The sequence below is a fragment of the Mesorhizobium sp. WSM4815 genome (assembly GCF_055811575.1).
Genome location: NZ_JBVVQS010000101.1, coordinates 69483 through 81532, shown reverse-complemented (window position 1 = coordinate 81532; position 12050 = coordinate 69483). Strand labels below are relative to the sequence as shown.

The 12050-nt window shown below is 64.0% G+C and carries 10 protein-coding genes; 7 read left to right on the top strand and 3 right to left on the bottom strand.

The window, feature by feature from the left end; all coding sequences use genetic code 11:
* Positions 1–22: 22 nt before the first annotated feature.
* The gene (locus AC0L2B_RS25970) at positions 23–850 is read left to right on the top strand and encodes a phosphogluconate dehydrogenase C-terminal domain-containing protein (RefSeq protein ID WP_473747348.1); all 828 of its coding nucleotides are present in this window, start codon (positions 23–25) and stop codon (positions 848–850) included.
* 63 nt (positions 851–913) lie between these two features.
* On the opposite strand, the gene AC0L2B_RS25965 is transcribed toward AC0L2B_RS25970, so the two are convergent.
* Together AC0L2B_RS25965 and AC0L2B_RS25960 are read right to left on the bottom strand one after the other, a co-directional pair.
* Positions 914–1672, bottom strand: a complete 759-nt coding sequence (locus tag AC0L2B_RS25965) for a hypothetical protein (protein WP_473747347.1) — start codon at positions 1670–1672, stop codon at positions 914–916.
* 62 nt (positions 1673–1734) lie between these two features.
* Entirely contained in the window at positions 1735–3441 is a 1707-nt protein-coding gene (locus tag AC0L2B_RS25960) for a polysaccharide biosynthesis/export family protein (RefSeq protein WP_473747346.1), read from the bottom strand.
* Positions 3442–4092: 651 nt separating this feature from the next.
* Between AC0L2B_RS25960 and AC0L2B_RS25955 the strand changes: the two genes are divergently transcribed.
* The 6 genes from AC0L2B_RS25955 (at position 4093) to apnL (ending at position 11256) form a co-directional block, all read left to right on the top strand.
* Complete coding sequence (locus tag AC0L2B_RS25955; protein WP_031255363.1) at positions 4093–5034, top strand: D-ribose ABC transporter substrate-binding protein; 942 nt, start codon at positions 4093–4095, stop codon at positions 5032–5034.
* A gap of 94 nt (positions 5035–5128) precedes the next feature.
* Entirely contained in the window at positions 5129–5773 is a 645-nt protein-coding gene (locus AC0L2B_RS25950) for a DUF2291 family protein (protein ID WP_473747345.1), read from the top strand.
* Entirely contained in the window at positions 5770–7326 is a 1557-nt protein-coding gene (locus AC0L2B_RS25945) for a sugar ABC transporter ATP-binding protein (RefSeq protein WP_473747344.1), read from the top strand. The genes AC0L2B_RS25950 and AC0L2B_RS25945 overlap by 4 nt, the downstream gene beginning before the upstream one ends.
* Positions 7319–8383, top strand: a complete 1065-nt coding sequence (locus AC0L2B_RS25940) for an ABC transporter permease (RefSeq protein WP_023800208.1) — start codon at positions 7319–7321, stop codon at positions 8381–8383. The genes AC0L2B_RS25945 and AC0L2B_RS25940 overlap by 8 nt, the downstream gene beginning before the upstream one ends.
* A gap of 3 nt (positions 8384–8386) precedes the next feature.
* The gene (locus AC0L2B_RS25935) at positions 8387–9421 is read left to right on the top strand and encodes a Gfo/Idh/MocA family protein (protein ID WP_473747343.1); all 1035 of its coding nucleotides are present in this window, start codon (positions 8387–8389) and stop codon (positions 9419–9421) included.
* Positions 9418–11256 (top strand): D-apionate lactonase, encoded by a 1839-nt coding sequence (apnL, locus tag AC0L2B_RS25930; RefSeq protein WP_473747342.1) that lies wholly within the window; start codon positions 9418–9420, stop codon positions 11254–11256. Before AC0L2B_RS25935 ends, apnL begins: the two co-directional genes overlap by 4 nt.
* Position 11257: 1 nt before the next feature.
* Here apnL and AC0L2B_RS25925 read toward each other — a convergent pair whose 3' ends face one another.
* Entirely contained in the window at positions 11258–11971 is a 714-nt protein-coding gene (locus AC0L2B_RS25925; protein WP_473508889.1) for a transcriptional regulator NanR, read from the bottom strand.
* Between the last annotated feature and the right edge of the window lie 79 nt (positions 11972–12050).

Genomic DNA, 12050 nt, shown 5'->3' with positions numbered 1-12050 from the left:
TGGAGATCAGGAGCACGGCTGGATGACAACGATTGCGCTGTTTGGTGCCGGCGGCAAAATGGGTTACCGCCTGTCGACCAATTTTCGCGGCTCTCCCTACATCCTACGCCATGTCGAGGTCAGCGACGCCGGCCGCGAGCGGCTGAAGACCGGGCTGGGCATCGACGCGGTCAGCGCCGATGAAGCCCTGAACGCCGCCGAGGTGGTAATCCTGGCGGTTCCCGACACCCATATCGGCAAGGTCGCGGCCAGCATCGAGGGCAAGCTTGCGTCCGGCACAATGGTGGTCGTGCTCGACGCCGCAGCGCCTTTCGCCGGCCATTTGCCGAAGCGGCCGGACCTGACCTATTTCGTCACCCATCCCTGCCATCCGCCTATCTTCAACGACGAGACCGACATGGCGGCCAAGAAGGACTATTTCGGCGGCGTCAAGGCCAAGCAGCATATGGTCAGCGCGCTGATGCAGGGACCGGAGGAGGATTTCGCCAAGGGCGAAGCGATCGCCAAGATCATCTGGGCACCGGTGATGCGGTCGCATCGCGTCACGGTCGACCAGATGGCGCTGCTCGAGCCGGGCCTTTCGGAGACCGTCTGCGCTTCGCTGCTGGTCGTCATGAAGGAAGCGGTCGACGAGGTCGTCGCGCGCGGAGTCGACCAGCAGGCCGCGCTCGACTTCCTGCTTGGCCACATGAATGTGCTCGGCGCCGTCATCTTCGGCGAGACCAAGGGCGTGTTCTCCGACGCCTGCAACAAGGCCATCGAGTTCGGCAAGCCGGTGCTGATGCGCGACGACTGGAAGCGGGTCTTCGAGCCGGAAGAGATTGCAGCGAGCATCCAGCGCATCACCTGAAGGCGGAAGCCGCCTTTCCTTCTCCTCTCGTAGGCCTCTCGTAGGAGAAGGTACAGGCACGTCCTATGTCACCGCGGTGACTCTACCCGCCGCATCGAGGCGACAGCCGACTCGCGCCTGCCGAACCTCGACGCCGCCTTGTCTTGCATAGTGTATGCGCACCTCGATCGGCGCCGTGAGCGCGCCCCGACGTTGCTGCAACGGGCCCGCGCTTACCGCGTGAACAAGCACGGCGCCAAGCGGCGTCGCGGCCGACGCGATCGCCGTGCGGCAGGCGCGCACCACAGCTGGTGGGATACCGGGTTTGGCTTTCAGTGGCGCCATAAACGGATAGCCATAGGTGATCCGCGCCGACGCGTTGCGACCAGTTCCGGAAGGCCTGAGCTTGCGGGGCAGGATGGCGAATTGACCCGCGGCCTTGGCCTTGGTGGTGGCTGGCGTGATGCCGGCATTGCTGCTCGCGGCTTGCCCAGCGCCCAGCGCCGGGTTGCCTGGCTTACCTCCTGGAGCGGTGCCCGATGCGGACGAAGGGTCGCCCACCCCGACACCTGTCGACAGGCCGCCGCTTGCGCCGCCGAGGTTGCCGCTGACGCCAAGTCCGGCACCGAGCGATCCCTTGCCCGCGCCGAGCGATCCGCCAAGGCTTGCTCCCCCTACTCCGTCGACGCTCGAGCCACCCGCCACCGAGGCGCCTTTCGGGCCGGCGCTAAGGCCAGCACCGACCCCGACACCGCCAAGTTTGCCGCCAAGCCCCGCCTCAAGAGCCGAGGCAGGGCAAATTGCGATCGCGACGGCCAATGCGGCTGCGACGTATTTGTTCATCACCATATTCCTCCTGCGGCATGGATTCGGCCCACCGAAATGCCCTTCACGATCAGCCCTCGCTAGCGAGCGCCGAGCTTCGGCGGTCGCGTCGGGAGCAACGCGTCGGGAAGCGCGATGGTCGCCACCAGAACAGGTCGCGATGGTTTTTTGGCCTTCACTTTGTGGTTTTCCCGCAACCCCGATTGACGGGCTGGTCGCGAGCGCACGGACACATCTGCACGCGAAGCTGCGACGGCACGCGCTTTCGGAACGCGGTTGATACGCTCGCTGCGACGCTCTTCCCGGGCCTTTTCAACGTCAACCGCCTTTCGAGCGGCGCTGAGCTCGCGGGCCAGGCCGATGGCCTTGTTGCGCTCCTGCTCCAACGCCACGCTCAGCTCCATCGAGACGCGGCTCGCTTCCTGCCTTGCCGCGTCGCGTTCCCGACGGGCGCTGTCGCGATCACGAGCAGCTGAATCTGCCCGTTCGCGCTCCAGTTCGAGTGCGTCGCCAGCTCGCTTCAAAGCCGCCTCGGCCACCTGTCGTTCCCTGATGGCGTCGGTGCGCACAGCCGCAGCCAGATCCGCGCTTGTCTTAAGCGCGTCGATGGTTTGGCGCGCCGCGGTGAGTTCGCGTTCGAAGCGCTCAGCCTTGTGCCGCTCCTCATCCAGCGCTCGCTGCGCCTCTGCCACAGAGGCCGCCATGGAGTGACGCGCTTCAAGCATGGCGGCCTTCTCGTGATCGGCGAGAGTGGCTTTGGCCTTCAAGCCTTTGACTTGGCTTTGCGCCACTTCCAGATCGAGCGCGAGCTCTCCGGCTTTTCGCCGCTGCTGTTTTAGCGCCCGTGCTTGTTCAGCCATCATGTCGGCTACCGCACGCGCCTGCGCACTGGCATCGCGGGCGCCGCGCTGCATCACGGCCAGTTCGGCTCGCGCCGCCGCCAAATCGCGGCCGTCATGGTCGGCCCGAGCCGGGTCACCGCGAGCCGGCTGCACGCTCTTCCTGAGCGCGTCGACTTCCCTCAGCGCCGCAAAGAGCTTTTGTTCCAGCGTACCGCGGTCAGTCCGCATCGCATCGAGTTCCCGCACCAAGGCGTCAGCCCGTTGACGCGCCGTCGCAAGGTCCTGATTGTGTCGCGCGGCATCGTTGCGAGCAGTCTGGCGAGCCGCAAGTGCTTCCGCGCGCGCTGCCGCAATTTCCATGCGAGCGGCGGACAGCTCATTCAGCAATGCCCCTTGCAGAGCTTGCTGCTGCTCCGCTGCAGGCTGCCGAGATGTGTGGGAACCGCGCACGCCCGGTTGCGCCTCGGCCTGGCCGTTCTCGACACTGGCGCGTTGCGAAGCCACGGCCGAAGAGCCGTCGCTGGCTGGGTCCGCCGGCGGTTCGGGCGCTTCTTGTTTGACCTCCACCGAAGCCGTGAGGTCGGAAGGCGAACTTTGTATCAGTTTGACGGTTATGTCAGCCCGTTCCTGACGGCCGCTCCTGGCTTGCAAGCGATCGGAAATCAGCTTTGCCAGCTCCTCCTCACGCAGACCTGCGGCGGCAATGCTGCCGATCAAGGGAAGGTCAAGCGTGCCAGTCGAGTCGATGGTGAAACTATGGTTGAGCTGCAACGCTTCCAGAACGCCGTCGCGCAAGGCAGTCCACTGCCAAACGTGCAGTTCGATCGTGTCTCGCGGAGCAAGTCTGTCGTCAGCCTTCGGCCGACCGTGTGCCGCAGATCCCAGCAGCAGGATGATACACAACGAAATGAGGCACAGCACGGCGCTGCAGCTCCTGCCGCACATGCCACGCAATGAAGCCGAATGCCGTCGGTCAGCAAAGCTTGGCGCGGGGCTGCAGGATGGCGGCCTGAAACTCTGCACAAAAGTCATAGCTGAACCTCACCGGCAACGCGACCCTTGCCGCGAACGGATTTTTTAGAAAAACCGCGCGCAGGCTGGGGCCGCGGAGAAATTCCACAACCAGTAGGCGATACTAGCAAAGCCTGCGCGTAGCGCTGAGCACCGAATAAGGCTTAGGAATGTCTACTCCTTACTACTTATTGCGCCCTCGCCCGCGTATCGTACCGCTTAAGGTGGTGGTTCTCTGACCTGGCCAGCTGCAGGCGCATCGTAGGGAACGAAGTATCGCTCTTGGTGGGATGACTCTCCGGTGGCGCTTGCTGCTCATCAGATACATATCATCTGAATTTGTGGTTGACTCATTATACCAGTTGGCTTAGCTGTTGGATTGGCTTTGGCCAGCCGGGGCCGGGCTGAAAATTGGGCAGGCGGCAGGTGGAGGGGCAGGCTGAAGACGGAACCGAGTCGGATGATCCGCCCGGGTGAGCCGGCAAATGACCCGATCCGCGACACCGGACGCGATCCGCCTGACAAACTGGAATGCATTTCAGCCTGGGCCGCGGAAGCACAGGCTTTTTCAAATGGGAGGAAATCATGAAACTCACTCGCAGAATGACATTTGCGGCTTTTGCCGGCATGCTGGCGCTGGGCACCGCTGCACCCGCCTATGCGGCGGATCTCATTGCCATCATCACGCCCTCGCACGACAACCCATTCTTCAAGGCCGAAGCCGTCGGCGCGGAAGCCAAGGCCAAGGAACTCGGCTATGAAACGCTGGTGCTGGTCCATGACGACGACGCCAACAAGCAGTCCGAGCTGATCGACACGGCGATCGGCCGCGGCGCCAAGGCGATCATCCTCGACAATGCCGGCGCCGACGCCTCGGTCGCCGCCGTGCAGAAGGCCAAGGACGCGGGCGTTCCGTCGTTCCTGATCGATCGCGAGATCAACGCCACCGGCGTCGCCGTCGCGCAGATCGTCTCCAACAACTACCAGGGCGCCCAGCTTGGCGCGCAGGAGTTCGTCAAGCTGATGGGCGAGAAAGGCAATTACGTCGAGCTGGTCGGCAAGGAATCCGACACCAATGCCGGCATCCGCTCCAAGGGCTATCACGACGTCATCGACGACTATCCGGACCTGAAGATGGTGGCGCAGCAATCGGCCAACTGGAGCCAGACCGAGGCCTATGCCAAGATGGAATCGATCCTCCAGGCCAACCCGGACATCAAGGGCGTGATCTCCGGCAACGATACGATGGCGATGGGCGCCCATGCCGCCCTTGCCGCCGCCGGCCGCAAGGACGTCATCGTCGTCGGCTTCGACGGATCGAATGACGTCCGCGACTCGATCGCCTCTGGCGGCATCAAGGCCACGGTCCTGCAGCCGGCCTATGCGCAGGCTCAGATGGCAGTCGAGCAGGCCAACGACTTCATCAAGAACAAGAAGTCTCCGGCCGAGGAAAAGCAGCTGATGGACTGCGTCCTGATCAATGGCGACAATGCCGCCAAGCTGGAAACCTTCGCGCTGACCAACTGAGCCGGTGTGACATCAATCGCAAGGGACGAGCTTCCGGCTCGTCCCTTGCTTTCCATTTCCCGGGTGCCCTGACCGCCATGCCGAACAAGCCGACATGTTGAACAAGCTGACTTGGGCGACCGTTGCCGTGATATTTGGCATCAGCCTGACTGCCTGCAAGATCCTGCCGACACCGTCCGCGGAAGATGGCGGCAATGCACCGGCCTTCAATGCGGACAAGATGGTCGGCGATATCTGGGCTGCCAAAATGCTGCCCTATCTCCAGCAGAAGGCCGGATCGTTTCCCGAGGTTCATGACCTGGCGAAAGCCGATCCTGCGGCTGCCGGCGCCAAGTATGGCAATCCGAAGAAGCAGGCGAATTCGCCGTGGACCTTCGCGGTTCGCCTCGAAGGCAAGATTGTCGCGGCGAACACACAATCACGCGCGGCAACCATGGATGTCGATGCCGACGGTGACGGCAAGGCGGATGCACGGGTGCAGATCGGACCGGCGATGCGTGGCACCGCGCTGCGCGACAGCCTCGACTTCATCCAGTTCAACGATTTCACCAATCAGATCGACTTCGCCCAGTTCGGCAAGGCGTTCAACATCCATGCCGACAAGACGGTGCTCTCCAAGCTGCCGCGCGAAGCGCTGGAGGGCCGCAGCGCCAGGGTTGTCGGCGCTTATGTCATGGGCAGCGGCCAGGAACTGCCGCTGGTGACCCCGGCGGAGGCAGAGGTGGGGCCGAAGCCATGACTGCCGCCGGCGATCATGATGTCATCCTGAAGCTGGAAGACGTCTCCAAGGTCTATTCGGGGACAGTCGCGGTCAAGCGCGCGAATTTCGAAGTGCGCAAGGGCGCGGTCAACGTGCTGGTCGGCGAAAACGGCGCCGGCAAATCGACGCTGATGAAGATCATCGCCGGCGTCGAACAGCCGACGCTCGGCCGCATTCTCCTGGAGGGCGAAGAGGTTTCCTTCTCCTCATCCGGCGACGCGGTGAACCGCGGCATCGGCATGGTGTTCCAGGAGTTGAACCTGTTCGGCAACCTGACGGTGGCCGAGAATATTTTCGCCACCCGCGAGATCACCAACCGGTTCCGCAAGATCGACAGCCGGGAACAGGAGCGCCGCGCGGCGGAATTTCTCGAGCGCCTGCAGGCCGGCATCCGGCCGGACATGCTGGTCGAGGATTTGCGCATCGGCCAGCAGCAACTGGTCGAGATCGCCAAGGCGGTTTCGCTCGATGCGCGCATCCTGATCATGGACGAACCGACCTCGGCGCTGAGTGCGGCGGAAGTCGAGATTCTGTTCAAGGTGATCGCCGACCTCAAGGCCCGCGGCGTGGCGATCGTCTACATCTCGCACCGGCTCGAGGAGCTGATCCGCATCGGCGACTACATCACCGTGCTGCGCGACGGCCGCATCACCGGCCAGGAGAGGATGAAAAACGTCGACACGCAATGGATCGTGCGGCAGATGATCGGCTCCGACGCCAAGGACTTCGCCAAGCCCGACGGCCATGTTCCGGGCGAAGAGATCTTCCGCGCCGAGGATATCTGCCTGCCGCGCGTAACCGGGGGGCTTGCGGTCGATCATGTCTCGCTGTCGCTGCGTGCCGGCGAGATCCTCGGCATATACGGCCTGATGGGCGCCGGACGCAGCGAGCTGTTCGACTGCATCATGGGGCGCCACGGCCATGCCACCGGGGCGATCTTCATTGCCGGCAAGAAGGTCAGGGAACGCGACACCACGCGGCGCATCCGGCGCGGGCTGGCGCTGATCCCCGAGGACCGCCAGCGCGAAGGGCTGGTGTCGATCCTCTCGGTCGCCAGCAATCTGACGCTGGCCAGCCTGTCGCGGTTTGTCCGCGTGTTCCATATCGGCGGCGCCAAGGAGAACCAGGCGGTGACGCAGATGGTGCGGGAACTGGCGATCAAGGTCGCCGATCCGGCACAGGAGGTCTCGTCGCTGTCGGGCGGCAACCAGCAGAAGGTGGTGATCGGCAAGGCGCTGCTCACCGGACCGAAGGTGCTGCTGATGGATGAGCCAAGCCGCGGCATAGACGTTGGCGCCAAGGCCGACGTCTTTCGCACCATGCGCAAACTGTCCCGCGACGGGCTGGGCATTCTGTTCGCCACCTCCGATCTCGACGAGGTGATGGCGCTGTCCGACCGCATCGCGGTGATGAGCAATGGAAAACTGACCGGTATGTTCGATCGCGCCGAGGCGACGGAGGCTTCACTTGTCGCCGCATCGGCGCTTGGCCACGGGCCGGTCCCGCACATGGAGAGCCACGCCCATGACTGACATCCCGGCCAAGGCTTCGGTTGCCTCCGCCTCGAGCGGCTCCGTGCTGCTGACGCTGATGAAGGCGAGGACGTTCATTGCGTTGATCGCCGTCCTGATCTTCTTCTCGATCGCGGCGCCGAATTTCCTGTCGGCCGCCAACCTGATCCTGATGTCGAAGCATGTCGCGCTGAACGCCTTCCTCGCCATGGGCATGACCTTCGTCATCATCACCGGCGGCATCGACCTCTCGGTCGGCTCGATTGTCGGCCTGTGCGGCATGGTCGCCGGCTATCTCGTGCTCAACGGCATCGACCTGCAGGTCGGCTACACGATCTATTTCAACGTCTTCGAGATCGCACTGATCACGCTGGCGGTCGGTATATTGATCGGCGCCGTCAACGGATTGCTGATCACCAGGCTGAATGTCGCGCCGTTCATCGCCACGCTCGGCGTGCTCTATGTCGCCCGCGGCCTGGCGCTGCTGTCGTCGGATGGTCGCACCTTTCCGAACCTCGTCGGCAAGCCCGATCTGGGCACGACCGGGTTCGGCTTCCTCGGCGCCGGCCGGCTGCTCGGCCTGCCGGTCTCGATATGGATTCTTGTCGTCGTAGCAGTTGGGGCGGCCTATCTCGCCAAATACACCCCGCTCGGCCGCCACATCTTCGCAGTCGGCGGCAACGAACGGGCGGCGCGGATTTCGGGCGTCAGGGTCAACATGGTGAAGATGTTCGTCTACATGTTCTCCGGCTTCTGCGCGGCGGTCGTCGGGCTGATCATCTCGTCCGAACTGATGGCCTCGCATCCGGCGACCGGCGAAAGCTTCGAGCTCAACGCCATCGCCGCGGCTGTGCTCGGCGGCACCTCTATGTCGGGCGGCCGCGGCACGATCGGCGGCACAATCGTCGGCGCCTTCGTCATCGGCATCCTTTCCGACGGGCTGGTGATGATGGGGGTGAGCTCGTTCTGGCAGATGGTGATCAAGGGCCTGGTCATCATCGTCGCCGTCGTCGTCGACCAGGCGCAGCGCCGGCTGCAGAGCCGGGTGACGCTGATGCAGATGGCAAAGGCGGGCTGACCCGTGACGGAACTGCGAGGAGCGCTGATCGGCTGCGGCTTCTTTGCCGTCAACCAGATGCATGCCTGGCGCGACATCGACAGCGCCTCGATCGTCGCCATCTGCGACCGCGACCCGGAACGGCTCAAGGTGGTCGGCGACCAGTTCGGCATCGTGCGACGCTACACAGACGCGGCGGCACTGTTTGCCGGCGAAAGCCTGGATTTCGTCGATATCGCCACCACTTCGCCGAGCCATCGTTCGCTTGTCGAGATGGCGGCACAAAACCGCGTTCCGGCGATCTGCCAAAAACCGTTTGCGCCGACGCTTGCCGACGCCAAGGCCATGGTGAAGGCATGCAGCGATGCCGGTGTGGCGTTGATGGTGCATGAGAATTTTCGCTGGCAGTCGCCTATCCAGGCGGTGCGCGCCGTGCTCGACAGCGGCGACATCGGCACGCCCTTCTTCGGCCGGATCTCGTTCCGCTCGGCCTATGACGTGTTTTCCGGGCAGCCCTATCTGGCGACGGGAAAGCGCTTCATCATCGAAGACCTCGGCATCCACAGTCTCGACATAGCCCGCTTCCTGCTGGGCGACGTTTCGACGATCACGACCCGAACCGCTCGCATCAACCCCAACATTGCCGGCGAGGACGTCGCTACGATGCTGATGGACCACAAGAGCGGTGCAACGTCCGTGGTCGACTGCAGCTATGCGACCAAGCTCGCGACCGAGCCGTTTCCGCAGACGCTGGTCGAGATCGACGGCAGCGACGGCACGATCCGGCTCGAGCAGAATTACCGGCTCACCGTCACCGGCAGGAACGGAACGGCGGTCAGCGACGTCTCGCCGCCGCTGCTGCCCTGGGCATCGCGGCCGTGGCACAACATCCAGGAAAGCGTCGTCGCCATCCAAAAGCACTGGGTCGCCTGCTTGGCGAGCAAAACCGAGCCGGCAACCTCGGGCGCCGACAATCTTAGGACCTTGGCGCTGGTCGAGGCCGCCTATGCCGGTGCTGCAAGCGGTGAACCGGTGCAGCTCGACGCTTTGCTGAGATGACCGCGGATGCCTTCCTCCTCTATGGCACACACGCGGTCGAGACCGAGCCAGTCAGCTTGCGCGCCGGCGCGCTCAGCGCCGACTTCGTCAACGGCAATCTGCGCACCATCCGCCATGGAGGCATCGAGGTGCTGCGCGCCATCGCCTACATCGTCAGGGATCGCGACTGGGGCACCTACGAGCCGGCGCTGACGGAGTTGGTCATCGACCAGGGCGCCGACACTTTCACTGTCAGCTATTCGGCAAGCTGTGTCGGGCCGGGAGGAAGCCGGCTCGACTTTCGCGCGACGATCAAAGGTTCCGCCGACGGCCAGCTGGTTTTCGACGCGAGCGCGCTTCCCGAAAACGCTTTCGAGACCAATCGCTGCGGCTTCTGCATCCTGCACCCGATCGCCGGCCTGGCCGGCAGCCCGGTCACTGTCGAGCACACCGACGGCAGCGTCGTCGCAACGAAACTTCCTGAGCTGATCGACCCCTGGCAGCCTTTCAAGGATCTGCGGGCGATCACGCATGAGGTCCGGCCCGGCGTCACCGCGGAATGCCGGATGGAAGGCGATGCGTTCGAGATGGAGGACCAGCGCAATTGGTCGGACGCGTCCTACAAGACCTATGTCCGGCCGCTGGCGCTGCCTTGGCCCTACATGCTGCCCGCCGGCCAGACTGTGCGCCAGACGGTCAGTCTGCGTGTGACCGGCGACGGTAGGGCGCCGGCTGCCGCAGCAGCAGCCGAGCCGGTCCGAGTCGAACTCGGCGAAACCGGACCGCTGCTGCCGGATATCGGCGTGATCATCTATCCGGACGAGGTCGAGACGGCGCTGGCAAACCTGCCGACACTGTCCGCGCTCGGCCCGCAGCAGCTGATGTTCCATTACGATCCAACGCGCGGCCACGGCCTCGACGCCTTGCAGTCCTTTGCCCGGCTCGCTGCCGCCTACCCGGTTGAAACGACGCTTGAATGCGTCGTTTCCTGCGATGGCGATCTCGACGCGGAGCTTTCAGGCGTCGCCAGAATGGTGCGCCAGGCTGGGCTGAAACTCTCGGCCATCGCCGTTTCGCCCGTGGTCGACCGGCAGTCGACGCCGCCGGGCAGCGCGTGGCCTGAATGTCCGCCGCTTGAAGACGTCTATGCCGCGGCGCGCCGCGCCTTTCCCGACATTCGCCTCGGCGGCGGCATGTTCAGCTATTTCACCGAGCTCAACCGCAAGCGCGTTCCCGCCGATCTGCTCGATTTCGTCAGCCACTGCACCTGCCCGATCGTGCACGCCGCCGACGATCTCAGCGTCATGCAATCGCTGGAGGCACTGCCTTTCATCACCCAATCGGCGCGGGCGATCTTCGGGGCAAAACCCTACCGGATCGGCCCGTCGACCATCGCCATGCGGCAGAACCCCTATGGCGGCGCGACCAAGGCCAACCCGCACAATCAGCGCATCGCCATGGCCGACCGGGATCCCCGCCATGCCGGGCTGTTCGCGGCAGCATGGACGATCGGCTATGGCGCGCGGGTCGCGCCGGCCGGGCTGGAGATGCTCACGCTGTCCAGCTTCAGCGGACCGTTCGGCGTGCTGGCGGCATCCGGGGAACCCGTCGGCGAAGGTGAACCCCGGCCGATCTTCCAGGCCGTGCAGGGGCTTTGCGAACTGGCCGGCTTCAGGCAGGTAGCGGCGAGGACGAGCGATGAGACGCGGCTGCTCACGCTGGCCGGCCGTTCTGTCGCGGGCCAGACCGCCATGTGGCTGGCGAACCTGACGGCGAGCGAAGTGACGGTTGATATTTCCGGGTTCGAGCGACGCCACCTGGTGATGACACCTTACGCGATCACCCGGATCGGGTGAATCAGCTGCCGGAATTCATCACGTAGAGCGCACGCGAGCGCTCGAGGTGCTTGATCATCGCCTTCTCGGCGCCGTCCGCGTCCTTCTGCTCGATGCGCCTGATGATTTCTTCGTGCTCGAGCAGCGTGAAATTTTCCTTGCCGGTCCAGATCAGCATTTCGGTGTGATATTCCTTCAACCAGCCAAGCATTGCTTCGCTGACCGCGACATAGATCGGGTTGCCGGATATCGCCGCGATCTGGGTATGAAACTTCATGTCGGCGGATATGAAGGCTTCGGAATCGCCGCGAAAGCTGCGCTGTTCGGCAATTGTTGCCCGCAACCGCTGCACGTCCTCGGCGGTGGCCTTTTCGGCGGCTTCCCGGACCATGCCGCGCTCGAAGAAGATGCGCGCATTCTTGAGGTGCTCCAGCGTGTCCTTCGATGACGCCAGGATGATCTTGGCGGCGCCGTCGACCTGCTTGATGATCGACTTGGCGGTCAGTTGCAGCACTTTCGCCCGCTCGCCATGCGAGATCGCGACAAGCCCCATATTGCTCAACGCCTGCATCGCCTCGCGGATCGCCGGCCTGCCGACCGCGAAGCGCTCCATCAGCTCGCGCTCCGACGGCATGTCGTCGCCCGGCTGCAATTCGCCGCTGGTGATCAAGCGCTTCAGTCGCAAAAACACTTCGTCGGAAAGTTTGCGCCGGACGATCGGCTCCGAACGGTTCATCGTCGCGAATCACTCCCTTGACCAGTTCTGTTTAGCATCGTCATCACGAATCTCGGAATGCTCGGCCGAGCAGGATATC